The organism is Ruegeria sp. BHSC043 (assembly GCF_059612985.1).
Genome location: NZ_JBXWRS010000001.1, coordinates 286,960 through 309,419, shown reverse-complemented (window position 1 = coordinate 309,419; position 22,460 = coordinate 286,960). Strand labels below are relative to the sequence as shown.

The 22,460-nt window shown below is 63.8% G+C and carries 22 protein-coding genes; 6 read left to right on the top strand and 16 right to left on the bottom strand.

Annotation, left to right across the window (positions count from 1 at the left end; translation table 11 throughout):
* Position 1: 1 nt before the first annotated feature.
* The 4 genes from edd to AC2FMM_RS01485 all read right to left on the bottom strand — a co-directional run bounded on the left by edd (position 2) and on the right by AC2FMM_RS01485 (position 6,929).
* A complete protein-coding gene (gene edd / locus AC2FMM_RS01500; protein WP_496743193.1) occupies positions 2-1,807 on the bottom strand; it encodes a phosphogluconate dehydratase in 1,806 nt (601 codons plus the stop codon).
* A gap of 1 nt (position 1,808) precedes the next feature.
* The gene (zwf, locus tag AC2FMM_RS01495; protein ID WP_496795600.1) at positions 1,809-3,254 is read right to left on the bottom strand and encodes a glucose-6-phosphate dehydrogenase; all 1,446 of its coding nucleotides are present in this window, start codon (positions 3,252-3,254) and stop codon (positions 1,809-1,811) included.
* Between the two features lie 146 nt (positions 3,255-3,400).
* Complete coding sequence (gene ptsP / locus AC2FMM_RS01490) at positions 3,401-5,644, bottom strand: phosphoenolpyruvate--protein phosphotransferase (RefSeq protein WP_496683355.1); 2,244 nt, start codon at positions 5,642-5,644, stop codon at positions 3,401-3,403.
* Positions 5,645-5,690: 46 nt separating this feature from the next.
* Positions 5,691-6,929, bottom strand: a complete 1,239-nt coding sequence (locus tag AC2FMM_RS01485) for an aspartate kinase (RefSeq protein WP_496795599.1) — start codon at positions 6,927-6,929, stop codon at positions 5,691-5,693.
* Between the two features lie 166 nt (positions 6,930-7,095).
* Here AC2FMM_RS01485 and AC2FMM_RS01480 point away from each other — a divergent pair, with 166 nt between their 5' ends.
* A complete protein-coding gene (locus AC2FMM_RS01480; protein ID WP_496683357.1) occupies positions 7,096-7,452 on the top strand; it encodes a hypothetical protein in 357 nt (118 codons plus the stop codon).
* Here the strand turns inward: AC2FMM_RS01480 and AC2FMM_RS01475 are convergent.
* From AC2FMM_RS01475 to AC2FMM_RS01455, 5 genes are all read right to left on the bottom strand, one after another.
* Positions 7,446-8,084: an SDR family oxidoreductase gene (locus AC2FMM_RS01475; protein ID WP_496743195.1), complete on the bottom strand. Its 639-nt coding sequence runs from the start codon at positions 8,082-8,084 to the stop codon at positions 7,446-7,448. The two genes, AC2FMM_RS01480 and AC2FMM_RS01475, sit on opposite strands and share 7 nt — an antisense overlap.
* A gap of 3 nt (positions 8,085-8,087) precedes the next feature.
* Complete coding sequence (locus tag AC2FMM_RS01470; protein ID WP_496795598.1) at positions 8,088-8,534, bottom strand: DUF1178 family protein; 447 nt, start codon at positions 8,532-8,534, stop codon at positions 8,088-8,090.
* A gap of 51 nt (positions 8,535-8,585) precedes the next feature.
* Positions 8,586-9,071, bottom strand: a complete 486-nt coding sequence (locus AC2FMM_RS01465; RefSeq protein ID WP_496713058.1) for an NUDIX hydrolase — start codon at positions 9,069-9,071, stop codon at positions 8,586-8,588.
* Positions 9,072-9,185: 114 nt separating this feature from the next.
* Positions 9,186-9,935 (bottom strand): EcsC family protein, encoded by a 750-nt coding sequence (locus tag AC2FMM_RS01460; RefSeq protein WP_496713060.1) that lies wholly within the window; start codon positions 9,933-9,935, stop codon positions 9,186-9,188.
* A 54-nt stretch (positions 9,936-9,989) separates the two neighbouring features.
* Entirely contained in the window at positions 9,990-10,484 is a 495-nt protein-coding gene (locus tag AC2FMM_RS01455) for a GNAT family N-acetyltransferase (protein WP_496795597.1), read from the bottom strand.
* A 72-nt stretch (positions 10,485-10,556) separates the two neighbouring features.
* Between AC2FMM_RS01455 and AC2FMM_RS01450 the strand changes: the two genes are divergently transcribed.
* Positions 10,557-11,162 (top strand): flavin reductase family protein, encoded by a 606-nt coding sequence (locus tag AC2FMM_RS01450; RefSeq protein ID WP_496795596.1) that lies wholly within the window; start codon positions 10,557-10,559, stop codon positions 11,160-11,162.
* A gap of 135 nt (positions 11,163-11,297) precedes the next feature.
* Here the strand turns inward: AC2FMM_RS01450 and AC2FMM_RS01445 are convergent, their stop codons facing one another.
* The gene (locus tag AC2FMM_RS01445; RefSeq protein ID WP_496795595.1) at positions 11,298-12,932 is read right to left on the bottom strand and encodes a SulP family inorganic anion transporter; all 1,635 of its coding nucleotides are present in this window, start codon (positions 12,930-12,932) and stop codon (positions 11,298-11,300) included.
* A 216-nt stretch (positions 12,933-13,148) separates the two neighbouring features.
* Here AC2FMM_RS01445 and AC2FMM_RS01440 point away from each other — a divergent pair, with 216 nt between their 5' ends.
* The 4 genes from AC2FMM_RS01440 (at position 13,149) to AC2FMM_RS01425 (ending at position 16,009) form a co-directional block, all read left to right on the top strand.
* The gene (locus tag AC2FMM_RS01440; RefSeq protein ID WP_496688436.1) at positions 13,149-14,021 is read left to right on the top strand and encodes an S-methyl-5'-thioadenosine phosphorylase; all 873 of its coding nucleotides are present in this window, start codon (positions 13,149-13,151) and stop codon (positions 14,019-14,021) included.
* A gap of 61 nt (positions 14,022-14,082) precedes the next feature.
* Entirely contained in the window at positions 14,083-14,712 is a 630-nt protein-coding gene (locus AC2FMM_RS01435) for a LysE family translocator (RefSeq protein WP_496795594.1), read from the top strand.
* 105 nt (positions 14,713-14,817) lie between these two features.
* A complete protein-coding gene (locus AC2FMM_RS01430; protein ID WP_170337941.1) occupies positions 14,818-15,357 on the top strand; it encodes an adenine phosphoribosyltransferase in 540 nt (179 codons plus the stop codon).
* 169 nt (positions 15,358-15,526) lie between these two features.
* Positions 15,527-16,009: a fasciclin domain-containing protein gene (locus AC2FMM_RS01425; RefSeq protein WP_005977763.1), complete on the top strand. Its 483-nt coding sequence runs from the start codon at positions 15,527-15,529 to the stop codon at positions 16,007-16,009.
* A 37-nt stretch (positions 16,010-16,046) separates the two neighbouring features.
* Here AC2FMM_RS01425 and AC2FMM_RS01420 read toward each other — a convergent pair whose 3' ends face one another.
* From AC2FMM_RS01420 to AC2FMM_RS01395, 6 genes are all read right to left on the bottom strand, one after another.
* On the bottom strand, positions 16,047-17,465 hold the full coding sequence (locus AC2FMM_RS01420) for an FAD-binding oxidoreductase (RefSeq protein ID WP_496795593.1): 1,419 nt from the start codon (positions 17,463-17,465) through the stop codon (positions 16,047-16,049).
* 38 nt (positions 17,466-17,503) lie between these two features.
* The gene (locus AC2FMM_RS01415) at positions 17,504-18,322 is read right to left on the bottom strand and encodes an MBL fold metallo-hydrolase (RefSeq protein ID WP_496681447.1); all 819 of its coding nucleotides are present in this window, start codon (positions 18,320-18,322) and stop codon (positions 17,504-17,506) included.
* A 92-nt stretch (positions 18,323-18,414) separates the two neighbouring features.
* The gene (locus AC2FMM_RS01410) at positions 18,415-18,999 is read right to left on the bottom strand and encodes a GNAT family N-acetyltransferase (RefSeq protein WP_496681444.1); all 585 of its coding nucleotides are present in this window, start codon (positions 18,997-18,999) and stop codon (positions 18,415-18,417) included.
* A complete protein-coding gene (locus AC2FMM_RS01405) occupies positions 18,999-20,261 on the bottom strand; it encodes a M16 family metallopeptidase (RefSeq protein ID WP_496688430.1) in 1,263 nt (420 codons plus the stop codon). The genes AC2FMM_RS01410 and AC2FMM_RS01405 overlap by 1 nt, the downstream gene beginning before the upstream one ends.
* Positions 20,258-21,646, bottom strand: a complete 1,389-nt coding sequence (thrC, locus tag AC2FMM_RS01400; protein WP_496795592.1) for a threonine synthase — start codon at positions 21,644-21,646, stop codon at positions 20,258-20,260. Before thrC ends, AC2FMM_RS01405 begins: the two co-directional genes overlap by 4 nt.
* Positions 21,643-22,320 (bottom strand): SURF1 family protein, encoded by a 678-nt coding sequence (locus tag AC2FMM_RS01395; RefSeq protein ID WP_496795591.1) that lies wholly within the window; start codon positions 22,318-22,320, stop codon positions 21,643-21,645. The genes thrC and AC2FMM_RS01395 overlap by 4 nt, the downstream gene beginning before the upstream one ends.
* Positions 22,321-22,460: the final 140 nt, after the last annotated feature.

Here is a 22,460-nt window from a genome sequence, read left to right as displayed (position 1 = left end):
ATCAGGCTCCGAAAATGCTGGCACCGGCATCGGCCGAGCCGACGGCGTTGCGGAACGTGGTGAACAGGTCGCGGCCGACCCCGTATTGATGCGCCGAAAGATCGGCGGTGGCGACGGGGCGGTCCAGCACGCCGGGGGTCAGGATTTCAAGCTGACCCTGCACCGCGTCGACGCGCAGCAGGTCGCCATCGCGCAGCTTGGCGATCGGGCCGCCATCCAGCGCCTCGGGGCAGACATGGATCGCCGCGGGCACTTTGCCGGAGGCCCCCGACATGCGGCCATCGGTCACCAGAGCCACCTTCTGCCCGCGCCCCTGCAGGATCGACAGGATCGGCGTCAGCGAGTGCAGCTCTGGCATGCCATTGGCCTTGGGCCCCTGGAAGCGGACCACGACGATGACATCGCCGGTGAACTCGCCGGCCTTGAACGCGGCCTTGACCTCGTCCTGGTCGTGGAAGACGCGCACAGGGGCCTCGACCACCTGGTGTTCGGGCGCCACGGCCGAGACCTTCATCACGCCGGTACCCAGATTGCCGCTCAGGCGCGACAGGCCACCGGTGGGCTGGAACGGGTCATTGGCAGGGCGCAGGATCTTTTCGTTCAGACTGTGGCCGGCGCCGTCCTCCCAGACCAGCGCGCCATCGATCAGCTTGGGTTCCTGCGTGTAATGATGCAGCCCCTGCCCCGCCACGGTCAGCGTGTCGGGATGCAACAGGCCTTCGTCCAGCAACGTGCCGATGGCATACCCCAGCCCGCCCGCGGCATGGAAATGGTTCACGTCGGCCAAACCGTTGGGATAAACCCGCGCGACCAGGGGCACGACGCCCGAGATGTCCGAGAAATCCTGCCAGTCCAGCACGATACCCCCGGCACGGGCCATGGCGATCAGGTGGATCAGCAGATTGGTCGACCCGCCCGTGGCCATCAGCCCCACAATGCCGTTCACGAAAGCCCGTTCGTCGAGGATCTGACACACCGGCGAGTAATTGTTGCCCAGCGCGCTGAGCGACAGGGCACGGCGGGCGCCTTCCTCGGTCAACGCATCGCGCAGCGGCGTGTTGGGGTTGACGAAGCTAGAGCCCGGCAGGTGCAGGCCCATGAACTCCATCAACATCTGGTTGGTGTTGGCGGTGCCGTAGAAGGTGCAGGTGCCCGGCCCGTGATAGGCGGCCATTTCGGCGGCCATCAGTTCTTCGCGCGTGGCTTCGCCGGCGGCGAATTTCTGGCGCACCTTGGCCTTTTCGTCGTTGGGCAGGCCGCTGGTCATCGGGCCGGCGGGCAGGAACACCGCCGGCAGATGGCCAAAGCTCTGCGCTGCGATCACCAGCCCCGGCACGATTTTGTCGCAGACCCCCAGGAACACCGCCGCGTCAAATGTATTGTGGCTGAGCGCCACCGCCGCCGCGAGCGCGATCACGTCGCGGGAGAACAGCGACAGTTCCATCCCGGCCTCACCTTGCGTGACCCCGTCGCACATGGCCGGCACCCCGCCCGCCACCTGCGCGGTGCCGCCCGCGGCACGGGCCGCGCGCCGGATCAGTTCGGGATAGCGCTCGAACGGCTGATGCGCCGACAGCATGTCGTTATAGGCGGTGACTATGCCTAGATTGCCCACGCTGGTGGTGGCCAGCGTCTGCTGATCGGCCCCTGCCCCGGCATAGGCGTGGGCCTGGCCGCTGCAGGACAGATGCGCGCGTGCCGGCCCTTCGGACCGAGCCTGCTCCATCCGCTGCAGATAGGTGCGGCGGGGATCGGCGCTACGCTCGATTATTCTTTGGGTGACATCGGTGATGACGTTGTGAACCATCTCAACCTCCGATCTGGCGCCAGCGGCGTCCGTCGCGATGCATCAGCATCAATGCGTCTTCCGGGCCGGAACTGCCCTGATCATAGCGCGAGGGACGGTCGCCGCGCTCTTCCCAGCCCTTGATGATGGGATCGACCCAGGCCCAGGCGGCCTCGACCTCGTCGCCGCGCATGAACAGGGTCTGGTCCCCGCGGATCACGTCCATCACCAGCCGCTCATAGGCGTCCTGCGCGCGCACATCGGCACCCAGCGCCTCGGCAAAGCTCATGTCCAGCGCCACATCCGTCAGGCGGAAGCCACCCGGGCCGGGATCCTTGATCGTGGTGCGCAGGGTGATGCCCTCGTCGGGCTGCAGGCGGATCACCAGCACGTTGCCGTGCAGCGGGCCGACATTGGGAAAGATCGTGTGCGGCGGGTCGCGGAAAAACACCGCGATTTCGGATTCACGCGCGCGCAGACGCTTGCCCGTGCGCAGATAGAACGGAACTCCCGCCCAGCGCCAGTTACCTACGCGCACCTTCAGCGCGATGTAGCTTTCGGTCAGGCTGTCAGGGTTGCCCACATGATCGACATACCCGTCGCCGCCCTTTTCCGCCCGGTACTGGCCGCGGGCGATGTCGGTCGAGGCCACAGGTTCCAGTGCTTCGATCACCTTGACCTTTTCACTGCGCACCGCGTTGGGCGAAAAGGTCGAAGGCGGCTCCATTGCAGTCAGGCACAAAAGCTGCACCAGGTGGTTCTGCACCATGTCCCGCATCGCGCCGGACTGGTCGTAATAGGCGCCACGCCCTTCGACCCCGACGGTTTCGGCCACGGTGATCTGGACATGATCCACGTGGGTCGCGTTCCACAGCGGTTCGAACAGCGAGTTGGCAAAGCGCAGCGCCATCAGGTTCTGCACCGTTTCCTTGCCTAGGTAATGGTCGATCCGATAGATCTGATGTTCTTCGAAACAGGCGCGCAAACCTTCGTTCAGCGCCTTGGCCGAGGCCAGGTCATGGCCAAAGGGTTTCTCGACCACGATGCGGCTGTCGGGCGTGGCAAGCCCGTGATCATGCAGGCGCTGCGCGATGCCGGGAAACAGTTTCGGACCGACCGACAGGTAAAAGGCGCGCACCACGTCGGGGCGCAGTGACTTGGCCAGCTTGTCCCAGCCGTTTTCGCCCAGCGCATCCACGGGCACGTATTCGACCCGGGCCAGGAACCGGTCCAGAACGTCTTTCTTGAAGGACGGCGCGAATTCCTTCATCGATTTGCGCACCTGCGCGCGGAACCCGTCATCGTCCATATCCGACCGCGCGGTCCCGATGATGCGCGCATCTTCGGGCATCTGCCCCACTTCGAACCGATGGTAGAGGCCCGGCAGGATCTTGCGCTGGGCCAGATCTCCGGTCGCGCCGAACAGGACCAGATCGAATGGATCTACGGGGATTACGCGTGAAACCATGGCTGGCTCCCTTTTTCGGACCATCCGGCGCAGTCTGCAGCCAGACACCCTGTTACCGCTAACATTTGTGGCTTGGATAGAAAGACCAAGCCCAAAAAGCAAGCCCGGATTTCGCTAACGGGCCCTTTTTCGCGGCCATCATGCCTTCAGCCGTTGGCGCGCAGATACTCCATGATCGCCGGGCGCACCGATTGTTCGCCGCGATGGCGGGCGTCGGCGATGATCTTGCGGACCTCCTGCAGGTTGGACCGCAGCAGCAGGCTCTTGACCGGGCCGATCGAGGCCGGGCGCATTGACAGGGTGCGGATGCCCATCGCCGCCAGGCACAACGCCTCGATCGGGCGGCCGGCATCCTCGCCGCAGAAACTCAGCGGCGTGTCGGAAATTCCGCACCGTTCGACGATGCGCTCGATCAAGCTGAGGAAGCTGACATTCAGGGTGTCATAGCGGCGTCGCACCAGCTCGTTCTCGCGGTCGGCGGCGAAGAAGAACTGTTTCAGGTCGTTGCCACCGATCGAGATGAAATCGACCTCATCAAAGAATTTCTGGGGGGCAAAGGCCAACGACGGTGTTTCCAACATCGCCCCGATTTCAAGCGTTTCAGGCAGAACATGGCCCAGGCGCTTTTCGCGCTCGATGGTCTTGTTCACCTCCCACCGGGCCTCGCGGTATTCATCGGCTTGCGCCACGAAGGGGAACATCACCGTCAACGGTCGCCCCTCCGCGGCGCGGATCAGCGCTTGCAGCTGCATGCGCATGACCCCGCGCTTGTCCAGGCCCACGCGTATGGCGCGCCAGCCCAGCGCCGGGTTGGGCTCGGCGACATGCTTCATGTAGGGCAGCACCTTGTCCGACCCGATATCCAGCGTTCGGAATACCACGCGCTTGCCATCGGCCGAATCGAGAACGCGTTTGTACTGCGCCACCAGTTCGGACCGCTTCGGCATCTGGTTGCGGATCAGGAACTGCAATTCGGTGCGGAACAGGCCAACGCCCTCGGCCCCAGACGTTTTGAGCGACGGCAGGTCGGCCATCAGGCCGGCATTCATCACCAGGTTTATCCGCTCGCCATCCTTGGTCACGGTCGGGGTTTCACGGATCGAGGCATAGCGTTTCTGCGCTTCGGCCTGCATGGCCATCTTGTCGCGGAAGGCGCTGACCACGGTATCCTCGGGGCGCAGATGCACCACCCCCTCGTCGCCATCGACCAAAATGTGGTCGCCGTTCAAAGCCTCGGTCGTGATCCGGCCCACATGCACAACCAGCGGGATGGCCAAGGCGCGGGCGACGATGGTGGCATGACTGCCGACCGAGCCTTCCTCGAGCACGATGCCCCTCAGCGACCGACCATATTCAAGCAGATCGCCGGGGCCTATATTGCGCGCCACGAGGATCGGATCGGGCGGCATCTCCTTGCCGTTGTCGCGGCCCTGCCCCGTCAGAATGCGCAGCAGGCGGTTCGACAGATCGTCCAGATCGGCCAGCCGTTCGCGCAGATAAGGGTCGGTGACCTGGTTCATCCGAGCGCGGGCCTGCGACTGCTCCTTTTCAACCGCCGCCTCGGCGCTGAGGCCGCGGGCGATGTCCTCCTCCATCCGCCGCATCCAGCCCTTGGAATTGGCAAACATCCGATAGGCTTCCAGGACCTGCAGCTGTTCGGTATCGCCGCCCCGCGAGATTTCCAGCATCTTGTCGACGCCCACGCGCAGTTCTTCGACCGCCGCGTTCAGGCGCTCAAGCTCGCGGTGCGGATCATCGGCGATGGGGTTGGTGACCACGACGCGCGGTTCGTGCAGCCAAACATGACCTTCGGCCGACCCTTCCTGCGCGGGCCCACCCCGCAACAGCCGCGATTGCTGGTGCAACGGCGACAAGGCCGCCCCTTCGCCCACGAAGGCGCCCAGCTCGGCCATCTCGGCCAGCACCATCGCGACCACTTCCAGCGCATAGACCTCGTCGGCGGAAAACTCGCGCGCGTCGCGCGACTGCACGACCAGAACGCCCAGCTTCTGGCCCAGCCGCTGGATCGGCACGCCCAGGAACGACGAATACCGCTCCTCGCCTGTTTCCGGCATGTAGCGGAAACCCTTTTCCGAAGGCGCATCGGCTGTATTGATCACCTTGCCGAACTTGGCCACGCGCCCCACCAGGCCCTCGCCCAGTCGCATGCGGGTCTGGTGCACAGCTTCAGGGGCAAGCCCTTCGGTCGCGCAGAGTTCAAGGGTTTCGTCGTCGCGGAACAGGTAGATCGAGCACACCTCGCACCGCATGCTGTCCGCGATCAGGTGCGTGATCCGGTCAAGACGCTCCTGACCGGCCGCCTCGCTTGCCATCTCCTCGCGCAGCCGCCCCAGCAGCTTGCGGGATTCCGTTTCCATTCCGTCTGCCATCGCCCGGTCTATCCTGCGGTGTCAGGCGGGACCTTGGCCGAAACGCTCAGGCCGCCTTGTCCAGTTCAAAGGCATCATGCAGCGCCTGAACGGCAAGTTCCATGTATTTCCGGTCGATCAGCACGGAAATCTTGATCTCGGAGGTTGTAATGACCTTGATGTTGATCCCCTCATTCGAGAGTACCTTGAACATCTTGGCCGCCACGCCCGACTGCGAGCGCATGCCGATTCCCACAACCGAAACCTTGGCCACATCGGTATCGGCGACCAGTTCGGCATAGTTCAGATCACCACGCTCCTTGACCGCCAGCAGCGCCTTTTCGGCGCGCGCCACCTGGTTGGTTGGGCAGGAGAAGGTCATGTCCGTGCGCCCCTCGTCCGAGATGTTCTGCACGATCATGTCGACATTGATCCCCTCATCGCTGAGCGCGTTGAAGATGATCGCGGCGATGCCGGGGCGGTCGGCGACCGACACGACGGTCATCTTGGCCTCGTCCCGCGAATAGGCCACACCCGAGACTACATTGGATTCCATGATTTCCTCCTCGTCGACGACCAGGGTTCCGGCCTCGTCGGACTGTTCCTCGAAGCTCGAGAGAACACGCAGTTTCACCTTGTACCGCATCGCCAGCTCGACCGAGCGGGTCTGCAGCACCTTGGCCCCCAACGAGGCCAGTTCGAGCATTTCCTCGAACGAGATCTTGTCCAGCTTGCGCGCCTTCTCGCAGATGCGCGGATCGGTGGTATAGACGCCATCCACATCCGTGTAGATGTCGCAGCGTTCGGCGTCGAAGGCCGCGGCAAAAGCCACTGCGGTGGTGTCCGAGCCACCCCGACCCAACGTGGTGATCCGCCCCTCGGGGCTGAGGCCTTGAAAACCCGCCACCACGGCGACCTTCATGCCCTCGCCGAACTTCTGGTTGATGTTGTCGGTCGGAATGTCCAGGATCCGCGCCGCCGAATGGGCGCCATCGGTCAGCAGCGGCACCTGCCAGCCCTGCCAACTGCGGGCGGGGATGTCCATTTCCTGCAAGGTCAGTGCCATCAGACCGGCGGTGACATTCTCGCCCGAGGAAACCACGGCATCATATTCGCGCGCGTCATACAGTGGCGAGATCTCGTCAACCCAGCCCACCAGTTCGTTGGTCTTGCCCGACATGGCCGACACGATGACGATGACGTCATAGCCCTTGGCCACTTCGACGCCGATGCGCTTGGCCGCGCGGCGGATGCGGTCGAGGTTGGCGACGGATGTGCCGCCGAATTTCATCACGAGTACGGGCATGGGGGCAAATGTCTCCGCGCCTTGGATTTCCGGTCCCGTGCGTCTTATGCGAGGGGACCCGATAGGGCAAGAGTGCAAAGGGGCGCGCCCTGCGGCGCGCGGCCGCTTTACAACCGGTGCCGGCAATGCCAGCGTGGGATCAGCCGTTTACACCAAGAGGTTTTTCATGCTGCGTTTCGTTTCCGCCCTTGCCCTGATGTCCACGCCTGCGGTGGCCCAGGTGGCCACCCTGTCCGGCACGGATGGTCAAAACGCCTTGGGAACCGTGCCTTGCACCGCCCTGTCCGGCCAACCCCTGCAAAGCTGCCCGGCCGAGTTGCGCCGTAAAGAGGACGGAACCGCCACGCTGGCGGTACAACTGCCCACTGGCGAGGTGCGCCGCATCTATTTCACCGATGGAAAGCCGGATTCCAGCAGCGCAACCGCACAGATCACGTCGGAAACTCGCGGCGATATTCTGGTGATCTTCATCGATCCCGGTGAAGTCTACGAGATTCCCAAAGCAGCGCTGGCAGCTCAGTAAGGATGCGCCTGCCCATCCCACGTTTCGAAACATCCGGTGGTATCCAGGCTTAGCGCCTTGAAACGCTCAGCCAGCCCGGCAACGGCCTGTGAGACGGTGATGTCGGCGGCCTGACCGCCCATGTCCGTCCGCACCCATCCGGGGTGATAGATACCGACGGCGATGCCGTCCCGCTTCAGATCGACCGCCAGGTTGCGCCCGAGATTCAGCGCGGCGGCCTTTGAAGCACGATAGATATAACTCCCTCCTGGCGCCCGTGTGTGCGAGGCCATCTGCGACGAGATGATCGCGATCTTGCCGCGGGCGGCCCGCAGATTGGGCAGCAGGGCCTGAATAGTCAGAAACACGCCGGTCACATTGGCGGCGAAGGTCTGGGCCCACATCTCGGCCGGATAGCCCTCGATCGTCTGGCCCTTGTCCAGATAGACGCCCGCGTTGCACACCAGCAGGTCAACCGGTTGCCCGTGCAGCGCGCGCGCCATCGCCGCATGATCGGCCGGATTGGTCACGTCCAGTTTGACCTTGGCACTGCCATCGCGGGCGGTGCCGGTGACTTGGTGGCCCTGCCCTTTGTAGAGATCGGCCAGAGCCCGTCCGATCCCCCGATTGGCGCCGGTGATCAGAACATGCATCGCTCAGTTCGTCTTTCGGCTGGGCACGAAAGGCAGAGGCGCCACCGGCACACCATCTTCGATCAGCGCCTTCGCCTCCTCCAACCTGGCCTCGCCATATATGGGACGCTCGGGTGCTTCGCCCAGATGAATCTTGCGGGCCTCGCGCGCGAAATCCCGCCCGACGTAGTCGGAGTTGGCCTCGACCTTGGTGCGCAGCTCTTTCAGAACGCGTTCGATTTCGACACGGGACGGAGCTGCGCCAGGGTCGGGGGCGGATCGCGGGATTTGGGATTCGGCCGTGCGCCCTGTTTGCACGCGAGGCGTCATGATCGCTTTTTCAACAGACGTGCAGCCGCATTGCGCGCAGGATACCATGCCCGCCTTGGCGAGCTTGCCATAGGCATCGGCCGACTGGAACCAGCTGTCGAACCCGTGACCGTTGCTGCATTTCAGGGCGTATTGAATCATCTTGCGTCCCAAAAGTCGGTTGTTGAATAGATACCGTCAGACATGGCGATATCAAGCCTTTCTCGCTGAGCCACGGGCCTCAGCAGGCGAAAAGCCCCGGAGCAATGCGGACAGGTCCCGCCCGGAAACCCTGTCGGCCCCCTCGTCCAGCTTGAACCATGCCCTGCGCCGCTGACCGGCCTCGGGGAAAATTTCGGCCACCTCGGTGACCCGCAGAGGGAAGACGTCGACCAGACACATCACGCGCCCCAGCCGCTTGTGGTGCTTGGCATGGGCGAAACTTCCGATACGCCGGGTGTCGCAATGGCCGGTCGCGCCGGCCTCTTCCCAAGCCTCGCGCGCGGCGGACTCCGCGTCGCTCAGCCCGGTGATTGCCCAACCCTTGGGAATGATCCAGCGGCCGGACCCGCGCGTAGATATCAACAGAACTTCAAGCCCTGCCTGCGTCTGTCGATGGCACAAGGCCGCCACTTGCCGAATGACCGGCAGTGGCTCGGAGGCGAATGCGCCGTCCGACGAAATCCCGGCGTCTTTCACGTTCAGCATCCTCTCGACAGGCCTCATTTTCCTGCTAAACCGCCCGCTTATCCCGCAGGTCGGTCAGTTTCAAACTACCACTTCAGGCGGAATTGTCCAATTTGGGGCGATCTGTCACCCAATTATGCGGCGCTCCAACCGCTGAACCAGATCTTCATGTGGAATGTCGGCGTCGACGGCCAACCGACGCAGGCCGAAGTGAACCCGGGCGATCTGCTGGTAATAACGGGAATAGACATAGTTGATGCCGCCCCCGGCAACGGCCCCAAGCACCGGCAGGGTCTGCGCGGCCAATTTCTGACCAAGCGCCACCGACAGTCTGGGCGCAACGGCCGCGATCAGCTTTTGTATCGCCGGGCCGGTCAATGTCAGGCGCACCGAGAAGAAACCCAGGTCGGCGCCATCGTCATGCGACAGTGGGCCGGCGGCGGACAGAACCCGCACGCAGTCGAACTTGACGTTTTCGGCCGATGGATCGAACCCCTCGCGGGCGGCAGCCCCCTGGATCGCACGCAACAGCATGGTCGTCGTTACCGGCAGTTCGATCAGCGCGGTGGTCAAGCCACCCGTACCGCCAACTGCGCCCATGGTGGTGGCGACGATCGTGTTGACCCACGGCTCTTGATCCGGAACTGCGCGCCGCGATCCGTTCGCCGCACGGACGGCCACCCACAGCGCCTGTTCGGTGGCCCCCGTCAGACCCGATCGAACCGGAGCTGGCAATTGCTCGAGCAATGATTCCGCCGATCCGCCCATGCGGTTCAGAAACTTCACGCCGGCGCCCCCGGCGTCGCGATAGTATCCCGCAAGTCGGTCAAGCTCGGCTTCGGGGTCAGGGCGCTGCACTCGCAAAATATCGTGCATCCGGTCTCCTCCTGCCCCCGAAAGATCGGCATCAGTGCGCGCGCTTTCAATAGGTCAGCGTGTCCAACGCGTGACTACTCCGCCTATTCCCTTCCAGGCGCCGGGCGCCAAATCCAGGCCAAGCACACGATCCGGGTTGGTTGGCGGCGGCATCTCTACCCCCTCGAGCCGGGCAAACCCAAAGCGTGAATAGTAGGGCGCGTCACCGACCAGCATGACCCGCGCCCACCCTTTGGCCCGCCCCGCTTCGATACCTTCACGGATCAGAAAACCACCCAACCCTTCGCCCTGGTGGGTCGGGTGGACGGCCACGGGCCCCAGCAAAAGCGCATCGTGTGCGCCAACATGAACGGGCCAGAATCGGATGGCCCCGGCCAAAATCCCCTGCCCGTCGCGCGCCACCATCGACAGCCCTGACACTGGCGGAACATCGTCGCGCAAGCGGTAGGACGACAGCGCCTCGCGCCCCGGCGCAAAGCACAGGTCGTAGAGGGCTTCGACTTCCCACCAATCCTCCGGCTCTTCCGGCCTGATCCCGAACTGCTGCACCGCGGCCCTCTTTTCGACTCTGGAAATCGCCCTAGCACTTCGCTAGGCCTTGAGCAAACGCTTGGAGATCAGATGTTCTATCGCCCCGAAGACGGTCACGGATTGCCGCACAACCCGTTCAACGCCATCATCACGCCGCGCCCGATCGGATGGATCTCGACCCGCAGCGCGGACGGAATCAACAACCTGGCGCCCTATTCGTTCTTCAACGGGGTCGCCTATACTCCTCCGCAGGTAATGTTCGCCTCCACCGGCACAAAGCACGACCAAGACAGCGGAAAGGACAGCATCGCCAATATCGAGGCGACCGGCGTCTTTTGCGTCAACGTGGTGGCCCAGGCCCATCGGGATGCGATGAACGCAAGCTCAGCCAGCCTTCCGAAAGAGGTGGACGAGTTCGCCCACGCCGGCTTGACACCGGTGGAATGCGAAACCATCCCATGCGCCCGCATCGAAGGCGCCCCTGCCGCGCTGGAATGCAAACTGACCCAGATCGTCACGTTGCCCGGCCAAGCCAACCGGGTGGTTTTCGGAGAGGTCATCGGCGTGCACCTGCGCGATGACTGCCTGAAGGAGGGCAAGTTCGACGTCACCACCTTTCAACCATTGTCGCGGCTTGGCTATCGCGACTACTCGGTGGTTACGGAATTGTTTTCCCTCAATCGTCCAGACGATTGAGCTGGGTTTGGGGGCTCTGCCCCCGCCGCGGCGGGGCCGCGACTCCCCCGGGATAATTTTGGCCAGATGAAGGACACGCGCGTTCTTCATCTGGCTGTAAATATCCCGGAGCGCGAGGCAGAGCCTCGCATTTCCTCAGTGGCCGCCCAGAATGCCGGTTCGAACAGAATAGTCGACCGCAAGGCCGTAATCCGGGTCATCGTCGCTGTCGACCATCAGGTGACCCGCTTTCTTGAGCAGCTTGTGACAGTCGCGGCTGAGATGGCGCAGCATGACACGCTTGCCTGACGCCTCGTATTTCGCGGCGACGTTTTCGATGGCCTGCAGGGCCGATTGGTCAACCACTCGGCTGTCGGCAAAGTCCACGATCACCGTTTCCGGGTCGTTCTGGACATCGAACAGTTCAACAAAACCCTCGGACGAGCCAAAGAACAACGGGCCCTTGATCTCGTAGACCTTGGCGCCTTTCTCGGTTTCGGAGTCGCGGGTGACCGCGTGGATGCGCTTGGCGTTGTTCCAGGCATAGGCCAGCGCCGAAACGATCACACCGACCACGACGGCCACGGCGAGGTCTTCCATCACGGTGACGACGGTGACCAGAACGATGACGAAGGCGTCGGTCAGCGGTACCTTGCGCAGGATGTTGAACGAGTTCCAGGCGAAGGTGCCGATCACCACCATGAACATCACGCCAACCAGCGCGGCCAGCGGGATCTGTTCGATCAGAGGCGAACCGACAAGGATGAACACCAGCAGGAACAGCGCGGCAGCGATCCCCGCGATGCGCGTGCGGCCGCCGGACTTCACGTTGATCATCGACTGCCCGATCATCGCACAGCCGCCCATGCCGCCAAAGAACCCGGTCACGACGTTGGCGGTGCCCTGCGCGATGCATTCCTGCGATGCACCGCCGCGCTTGCCGGTAATCTCGCCCACCAGGTTCAGCGTCAGCAGAGACTCGATCAGGCCGATGGCTGCCAGGATCACGGCGTAGGGCAAGATGATCTCCAATGTCTCCCAAGTCAGCGGAACCATGGGGATGTGGAATTTCGGCAGTCCGCCCTCGATCGAGGCCAGGTCACCGACGCGCGGGACATCCAGCCCCATGCCGATCACCAATGCGGCAACCACGACGATGCCCGCCAACGGCGCTGGCACGATGCGCGTGATGCGCGGCATCACCCAGATCACCGCCATGGTCAGCGCGACCAGCCCCAGCATCGTATAGAGTTGCATCCCGGACAGCCATTCACCGCCGCTCATGCCGTGGCCAGTGTTTTCCATCGTGCCCGGCACCTTGAACTGGCCCAGTTGCGCCAGAAAGATTACGATGGCCAGGCCGTTGACAAAGCCCAGCATCACCGGATGCGGCACCAGTCGGATGAACCGGCCCCAGTGCATGGCCCCCGCGATGATCTGCAGAATGCCCATCAAGACCACCGTGGCGAACAGGTATTCGACCCCGTGCTGCGCCACCAGCGCCACCATGACGACCGCCAGCGCACCGGTTGCGCCCGAGATCATACCCGGACGGCCCCCGATCAGCGCGGTGATCAGCCCCACCAGGAACGCCGCGTAGAGGCCCACCAGAGGGTGAACCCCGGCGACGAAGGCAAAGGCCACCGCTTCGGGCACCAAGGCCAGGGCGACGGTCAGGCCCGACAGAAGCTCGATCCGCAGGCGGGCGGGGGTCAGCTTTTCGTCCGGCATCCAGCTCAGATCGGGAATAGCGAGGCGATTGGCAAAGCTTGCCAGCAAGGCTCGGGGCATGAAATGGTCCTGTGGGTCAGAATGTTCGCGCGAAGGCGGTCGTATACCCGCCTTCGGCGCTGTCTGCTAGCCCATCGATGGCAGGCTGTCATGCAAAAACTGCAAGGCCGCGCGCCTTTTGGCCCCTGTGGGGCGCAAAAACACCGGCAAACCTTGCCAAATGCCCGATGAGACCGCAGAAATTCCCACAGGCAGGTATCGCAGTGGAGAACGAACGTGGCCCAGACGAAGATTGCCGTCATCGGCGGATCGGGAATTTATGACATCGATGGGCTGGAAACGCCGCAATGGGTTACCGTGGAAACGCCCTGGGGCGCGCCGTCCGACCAGATCCTGACCGGGACATTGAACGGCATAGGGATGGCCTTTCTGCCCCGCCACGGGCGCGGGCATGTGCATTCACCGACCGAGGTGCCCTATCGCGCCAATATCGACGCGCTGAAGCGGCTGGGGGTGACCGACGTGATCTCGGTTTCGGCCTGCGGGTCCTTCCGCGAGCACATGGCGCCGGGAGATTTCGTGATCGTGGATCAGTTCATCGACCGCACCTTCGCCCGCGAGAAAAGCTTTTTCAGCACCGGCTGCGTCGCCCATGTCAGCGTGGCCCATCCAACCTGCCCGCGCCTGGGCGATGCCTGTGAATCCGCCGCCCGGGCGGTCGGTATCACCGTGCACCGTGGCGGCACCTACCTGGCGATGGAAGGGCCGCAATTCTCAACGCTGGCGGAATCGAAGATGTACCGCGAGCAGTGGGGCTGCGACGTGATCGGCATGACCAACATGCCCGAGGCCAAACTGGCCCGCGAGGCCGAGCTTTGCTACGCCTCGGTAGCGATGGTCACCGACTATGACAGCTGGCACCCCGATCACGGCGAGGTGGACGTGACCGCGATCATCGCGACGCTGACCGGTAATGCCGAGAAGGCGCGCGCGTTGGTCAAAGGCCTGCCCGCCCTGCTGGGAGCAGACCGCGCGCCCTGCCCGCATGGCTGCGACCGGGCGCTGGACCACGCGATTTTGACAGCTCCGGAAAAGCGCGACCCGCTATTGCTGGCCAAGCTGGATGCGGTGGCAGGCCGGGTGTTATGAATGGCCCTTTCGGCCAAGTGTTTTTTCAGGCTTGCTGCGGCGGATCTGACTGAGGTGCGTGATGGATCTTGAACTTTGGCTGGCCTTTGTCGCCGCCTCGACCGCCCTTCTGCTGATCCCGGGACCGACGGTTTTGTTGGTGCTGAGCTATGCGCTGTCCAAAGGGCGCAGCGTGGCCGTGGCCTCGGCCACAGGGGTTGCGCTGGGGGACCTGATCGCCATGACCGCGTCGTTGCTGGGGCTTGGGGCACTGGTGCTAGCGTCGGCCACGCTGTTTTCGGTGCTGAAATGGGTGGGCGCCGCATATCTCGTCTGGCTGGGCATCAAGCTGCTGCGCAGTGCGCCGTCCGGCGGTATGCAGGCGGTTGCTACCAAGCGCGCCGTCACCGCGCGCGGCGTATTCGGCCATGCGGCCGCTGTCACTGCGCTGAACCCCAAATCCATCGCTTTCTTCATCGCCTTCGTGCCGCAATTCCTGCGCCCGGCCGAGCCGTTGGGCCCGCAATTCGCCATTTTGATCGCCACTTTCGTGGGATTGGCCGGGCTGAACGCCCTGGCCTATGCGCTGCTGGCCGACCGGCTGCGCCGCGTAATCGGCCGCCCCGGCATCATCACCGGCATGACCCGTTTCGGAGGGCTGACCCTGATCGGGATGGGCTTGGCCACGGCGGTACTGCGCCGCCCGGCCTGAGCCGCCCCCTCCGCAGCAAAAACGCGCAGGCCGGCAACTGCCGCTTGCATGACTGGCCGCGATGCGCCAAACACCGCCGTGTTCTGACGCAAGAAGGGTCGCCCCATGTCCAGAAGCAAAACGGTCAAGGATTACATTCGGACCATCGTCGATTTCCCCCACGAAGGGATCATGTTCCGCGACGTGACGACCCTGTTTGCCGATCCGCGTGGGTTTCGCATGGCCATCGATCAGATGCTGCACCCCTATGCCGGCGAACGCATCGACAAGGTCGTGGGGCTCGAGGCGCGTGGCTTCATCCTGGGGGGCGCGATCGCGCATCAGCTGAGTGTCGGCTTCGTTCCGATCCGCAAGAAGGGCAAACTGCCGGGCACCACGATCAGCGAGGAATACAAGCTGGAATACGGCGAGGCTATCGTCGAGATCCACGATGACGCGATCCAGCCGGGCGAAAAGGTTCTGGTGGTCGATGACCTACTCGCCACCGGCGGCACTGCTGCGGCAGGCATCAAGCTGATCGAACGTCTGGGCGGTGAAATCGTAAGCTGCGCCTTCATCATCGACCTGCCCGAGCTGGGTGGGCGGAAGGTGCTGGAGGAGATGGGCATGGACGTCCATGTCCTGTGCGAATTCGAAGGGCTGTGAACAGACAACAGTCACGATTTCGTGACTTGCCGCTGGAAACACCGCGCGCTTAGCGCAGGGTCGTTCGTTTTCCAGTCGGTTTTTTGCCGCCGACGTATGATCCCTTTCCGACCTGTCGCCGTATCGCCCCTGATGTCGCCGATGACATCCTCAACAAGGGAAGTAGATCATGTTTCGCAAATTCGCTGTTGCCGGCGTCGCCAGTATCCTGTTTTCGACCGCTGCCATGGCCGACGGCCACGGCAAGGACATCGTGGACACCGCTGTAAGCGCCGGCAGTTTCAACACTCTGGTCGCAGCCGTACAGGCGGCCGAGTTGGTTGACACGCTGAAGGGCGAAGGCCCCTTCACCGTTTTCGCGCCCACCGATGAGGCATTTGCCGCTCTGCCCGAAGGCACCGTGGAAACGCTTCTGAAGCCCGAGAACAAGGATCAGCTTGTGGCGATCCTCACCTACCACGTGGTACCGGGCAAGGTGATGTCGGGTGATCTGTCCGACGACATGACCGCCGCCACCGTTCAGGGTGGAGAGATCACAATCGACCTCGACAACGGTGTCATGGTCAATGACGCAAATGTCGTTCAGGCAGATATCGAAACCAGTAATGGCGTGATCCACGTCATCGACAAGGTTATCCTGCCCGCATCGTAACGGATTGGTAGTTGCGGCCCGGCGCACCGGGCCGCACTCACGCATCTGACAGGACGGCGCCCGGGTTCATTATGCCGAGCGGGTCCAAAGCAGCCTTTATAGAGCGCATGGCCGACAGTTTGGCCGGATCACCATAGCGCTCCAGATCACCGGTCTTCAGACGGCCCACACCGTGCTCGGCACTGACCGATCCTTCAAATTCATGCACCAGGTCATGAACCGCGCGCTTGATCGCGGCGAGCCGATCATCGAACTCACCCCGGTTGTGGCCTCTGGGCGGGAAGACGTTGTAGTGCAGGTTGCCGTCCCCCAGATGACCAAAGCAGTTCACCCGGAACGGTCCGAGGGCGGCAATCGCCTTGCCGCCTTGCCGGATGAAGTCGGGGATCCGCGAAATCGGAACCGAGATATCATGGCTGGACACCGAACCGATCAACCGGTTCGCCTCGGGGATACGTTCGCGCACCGACCACAGCGCGTCGCGCTGCGCGGCGCTCTGGGCGATGACGCCGTCTGACACCAGACTGCGGGCCTCGGCAGCGACGAACAAGGACTCCAGCGCCGCCTCGGGCTCGTGCCCGGTCGGCAATCCCAGCTCGATCAGGACTGACCATTCCGGCGGTGTGTCAAAGGGTTGCCGCACGTCCGGCAAGACCTCTGCCAGAAAATCCAGCCCCTGTCTGTGGATCAGTTCGAACGCGCTGACGGTTTCGCCCAGATGGTCCCGAGCCAGGGCAAGCAGGTCGATCGCCGCTTCGGGGCTGGTGACCTGAAAAATCGCCGTGCCCAGTCCGGCAGGACGCGGGAACAGCTTGAGCGAGGCGGCGGTGATGACCCCCAGCGTGCCTTCGGACCCGATCAGCAGGTTGCGCAAGTCATAGCCGGTGTTGTCCTTGCGCAACCGCCCCAGCCCGTGCCAGATGTCGCCGTTGGGCAGAACCGCCTCGAGCCCCAGGCACAGATCCCGCGCGTTGCCATAGCGCAGGACGTTCACGCCCCCGGCATTGGTGGCCAGGTTTCCCCCGATCCGGCAGGACCCCTGCGCCGCCAGCGACAGCGGAAACAGCCGGTTGGCCGTCTCGGCCGCGGTCTGAATGTCGGCCAGCACCGCGCCGGCCTCGGCGATCAGGATGTTTTCGGTTGGGTAAACGGCCCGTATCGCGCGCATCCGCTCGAGCGACAGGATCAGGGGCGCGGGGCCATCCGCCATGACCTGCCCGCCCACAAGACCAGTGCCGCCACCGTATGGCACCACCGGCACGAGGGCCTCGGACGCCAACCGCACCAAGGCTGCGACCTGCTCAACCGTGCGAGGCAAGGCCAGCAGACCCGCATGCCCGGCAAAGCGGCTGCGCGGCTCTTCCAGATAACGCGGCTCGACCGAGCGCAGAATATCGTCACCCAGGCAGGCGCGGATGGTTTCGGCAAAGGTTTCGTCGGCAGGGTTCAAATGCATGCCCTCTGCATGCCCAAGCCTGCGGCGGACGGCAAGGCTTATTCCAGCTCCATCAAGTATCGCGGCTCGAGCACCACCACCGTCGGGCGGTCCGGCAAGGTCCGCAGCGATACTTCGATTTCCGAAACCCCGTCCCGGCGCACCGGAAAGTCGGATCGGATATCGGCCAGGAACCGGTCCAGCGAATATCCCGAGAACCAGTGCATCGGAATGATGACCGAGCTTTTCAGCCGTTGCAGGACCGAGATCATCTCGGGCAAGGGCATGGTCGTGCCCCCGTCCACCGCCGCCATGACCACGTCCAGCCGCCCCAAGGCCGCGAACTGTTCGTCGGATGGCACATGGTGCAGATGCCCCAGATGGCCGATGCACAGGCCTTCGACCTCGAACACGAAGATCGAGTTTCCGCGCTCTTCCACCCCGCCATACGCGGACCGAATATCGGTCGAAACGTTGCGCACCAGCAATTCGCCCAGATCGAGGTGGTGTTCGATGCCCTGCCCGAACTCGCCCCACCCCGGCAGCACATGCGGTATGGCCGGATCGGGATAGGCGGTCCAATGGGTGTCATGGGCGTGGTTCATCGTCACGATGTCGGGGATCAGGTCCGCGCCGCCGATGAAGCCGGTATAGTCGGTCACCGCGTTCAGCCCGCCCGGTGTCTGGATCAGAAAGGACGCATGCGCGACATAGCTGATCCGGACCGAAAATTCGGGCACCGGATCCTGCCACGCCGCCTTGTGCAGATACTGGATTCCGGGGGTGTTCTGGGCGATGGCGATGCAATGGCTCGGCCGACGCTCCTGCGCCGCCGCCGTCCCTGCCAGCAAGATCAGACCCGTCAAAATACTCCTCATGCCAGACAGTCTAGCGCATCCGGTACCCGAGTCACGTCGCGGGGCCAAGATTTTGCAAACAGTCCCGCCGGAACCAGCGCCGAACGGGCGGCCTAGCCCGCGTCCGTCCGCCCGCGCCGGTCCGAACGCAGCGACGCATAGAGTACATGTGTCCGCCAACGCCCATTGATCTGCAAATAGGATTGCGCCACGCCCTCGTATTTGAAGCCCGAGCTTTCCAATAGCCCGCGAGAGGCGGCGTTTTCCGGCAGGCAGGCGGCCTCGATCCGGCTCAGGTCCAGGCGGGTAAAGGCGTAATGCACCACGGCGCCGATGGCCTCGCGCATATACCCCTGCCGGGCAAAAACCTGCCCGGTCCAATATCCCAGGGTTCCGGCCTGCGCCGGCCCCCGGCGGATGTTGTCCAGCGTGATGGCGCCCACCAGAACGTCGTCGGCGCGGCGGAACAGGAACAGCGGAACTGCCGTGCCATTGGCCACCGAGCGTTGCGCCCAGTAGACACGGTTGGTGAACGATTTGCGGGTCAGATGGTCCTTGGCCCAGATCGGCTCCCACGGGGTCAGATACTCGCGCGAGGCCAGCCGCAGCGCGGCCCAGTCGTTGAAGTCGGAATGCACGGGCGGGCGCAAGCTCAACCGCTCGGTCTCGAGTTTCAGCCTGCGTCTGCCCAACAGCATCACGCCGCGCGCCTCTCCTGCAACTGCTCGAGCGTCGGCGCACTACCGACCGGCCCATAAAGCGCCAGCGCCGCCGGGGCCTGAACCGCCATCTTCTCGGCAAAGGCGCGGACGTCAGCGGTGCTGACCGCGTCGATCTTGGCCACGGTTTCCTCGAGCGGTGGAACACGGCCCCAAATCTGCACCAGCCGGGCCAGACGCTCGGCCCGGTTCGAGGGGCTTTCCAGCCCCATAAGCATCCCGGCCTTCATCTGCGCCCGGGCGCGGGCAACCTCCTCGGCGCTCATGTCCTCGGCGGCGCGCTTCATCTCGTCGATGGTGATGGTGGCCAGCTCGCCCACCTGATCGGCCGAGGTTCCGGCATAGATCGTGGTCGTTCCCGTGTCGGCATAGGCGCCGGTCTGGGCAAAGATCGTATAGCACAGGCCGCGAGTCTCGCGCACTTCCTGGAACAGGCGCGAGGACATGCCGCCGCCCAGCGCGGTCGAATAGATCTGCGCGGTATAGATCTCGTCATCGCGATAGCCCGGGCTTTCCAGCGCCAACGCGAAATGCGCCTGCTCCAGCACCTTGTCCCGCCGCGCCTCGCCGCCGGTGAACCGGGCGGGCTCAGGCAGCAGCCCCTTGCGGGGTTGCAGATGGCCGAACATCTCTTCGGCCAGTTTCATCAGCTGGTCATGATCGACGGCGCCCGCCGCCGACAGGATCATCTGGTCGGGCGCATAGTGCTCGGCCACGAAGGCCGACAGGTCGTCGCGCGAAAAGGCGCTGACCCGTTCGGTCGGCCCCAGGATCGTGCGGCCCAGCGGCTGATCGCGATAGCTCTGTTCCTGCAGCCAGTCAAAGATCACGTCGTCGGGCGTGTCATGCGCCTGGCCGATCTCCTGCAGGATCACGCCGCGCTCAACCTCGATCTCGCGCGGGTCGAAGACGGGGTTCAGGACGATGTCGCCGACCACGTCCATCGCCAGCGCCACGTCATCCTTAAGCACCCGGGCGTAATAGGCCGTCACCTCGCGCGAGGTATAGGCGTTGATATAGCCGCCCACATCCTCGATCGCCTCGGCGATCTGCAGGGCCGAGCGCCGCTCGGTGCCCTTGAAGGCCATGTGCTCGAGGAAATGCGCGATGCCGTTCTGTTCGATCCGCTCGTGCCGCCCGCCGGCGGTCACCCAGATGCCGATGGCGGCCGATTGCAGCCCCGGCATCTGTTCGCTGACGATCCGAAAGCCGTTCGTTAGTTGGTCCAGTCTGACAGTCACTCAGCAATGTGCCTTTTGATATGATCCTCGATGGCGCCCAGATCGTTGGCGATGCGGGTCACCCGTTCCGGACGTTCATACAGATCGGACATGCGCGAGGGAAGAGGCGGATGCACACCGCTGGCCTGCTCGACCGCGGCGGGGAATTTCGCAGGGTGCGCGGTGGCCAGCGTGACCATCGGCACATCGGCGGCGCGGGTGTCCTCGGCCACCTTGATGCCCACGGCAGTGTGCGGGCAGACCAGCTCGGCGCTGTGTTGCAGCGTGGATTTGATCGTGGCCAGCGTTTCCGCTTCGGACACACGACCCGAGTCGAAACTTTCGCGCAGAGCCTCCATCGCGCCTTGGCTGACGTGGAAGCCGCCCTGTTTCAACTCGTCCATCAACTGCGCCACGGCCCGCCCGTCTTCGCCATAGGCATAGTACAGCGCGCGTTCGAAGTTCGAGCTGACCTGAATGTCCATTGACGGGCTGATCGAGGGGATGGTGTCGCCCTTGAAATAGCCCTGCCCCGACAGGCAGCGATGCAGGATGTCGTTCTGGTTGGTCGCCACCACCAGACGGTCGATGGGCAGACCCATCCGCTTGGCGACATAGCCGGCGAAGATGTCGCCGAAATTGCCGGTGGGCACCGTGAAGCTGACCTTGCGATGCGGCGCGCCCAGGCTGGTGGCGGCCGAGAAATAATAGACCACCTGCGCCAGCACGCGGGCAAAGTTGATCGAGTTCACTCCGGCCAGTTTCACCCCGTCGCGGAAGTCGAAATCGTTGAACATGTCCTTCACGGCGGCCTGACAGTCGTCGAAATCGCCATCGACGGCCAGCGCGTGCACGTTGCTGTCGGCGGGGGTGGTCATCTGCCGGCGCTGCACCTCGGACACGCGGCCATGGGGGAACAGAATGAACACATCGACCGCATCCAGCCCCCGAAACGCCTCGATCGCGGCCGATCCGGTATCACCGCTGGTGGCGCCCACGATGGTAACACGCTCGCCCCGCCGTTTCAGCGCCACCTGGAACAGCTGACCGATCAGCTGCATGGCGAAATCCTTGAAGGCCAGCGTGGGCCCGTGAAACAGCTCCAGCAGAAAGTGGTTCTCGTTCAGCTGCTTCAACGGCGCGCGGGCATCGTGACCGAACCCGGCATAGGCGCGTGCAATGATCTCTTTGAACTCGTCCCCGGCGAAAGAGCCGCTGACATACGGCCACATAACGCGGAACGCGATCTCTTCATAGGGCAGCCCGGCCAGCGCGGCGATCTCGTCCTGGCTCAGAACCGGAATTTCGGCAGGCAGGTAAAGGCCACCGTCGCGGGCCAGACCGGTTAGCATCGCCTCTTCAAAGCTCAGTTCGGGCGCCTGCCCGCGGGTCGAGATGTATTTCATTGCGCGTCACTCTCTGATGGGGCGCGGCCGCGCCACAGGAAATATCCGGTCATTGCGGCCCAGACCAGCGCCAAGCCGAACCATGTCACCGCGTATTGCAGATGGTCATTGGGAATACCCGCCGTATCCACCGGCAGCGGCGTGATGGTGGGATCGGTCTGGCTGCGGGCAACCAGTAGGATCGGTTCGGCCCCAAGCGCATCGGCCAGCGCGGGCACGTCGCGGGCAAACCAGATGTTGCCCGCCGGGTCCGGATCGGGGGTGTAGCTGTCGATCTCATCCGGCCAATGCAGATTTCCGACAACCTGCATGGGTCCGGTCCGGCGCTCGGCCTGCTTGGCCGTTATGGGGACAAAGCCCCGGTCCACCAGGATCGTGCGATCACCAGTTCGGAACGGCGCGATGATCCGATAGCCCGGCCCGACCTGCTTGACCGAAACCAGTACATGGATTTCGCCGGGCAGCATCTCGCCCGAAACCTCGACGGGCAGATAACGGTCGGCATCGGGATCGACCGCCTCGGGCAGCGGCATCGGATTGGCGGCGATCCGGGCTTCGATGTCGGCCAGAATGCCCTCTTTCCACGCCAGACGCTGAACCTGCCAAGTGCCCAGAGACACAAGAACCGCCAGCCCGGCGAACCCGAAAATCAGCAGAAACAGGATGCGGCGCATATCTGGCCCTTGTTGCGTGTCATACCGGCTCGGGGTCAAGCCGGCGTCTTGTTACGGTCTGTGCGCACGGAAATGCAACCGTGCAATTGTACGGGGCGCAATCCCATGCGCCCCTGATCGAGAAAAAGCCGCCCCGAGGG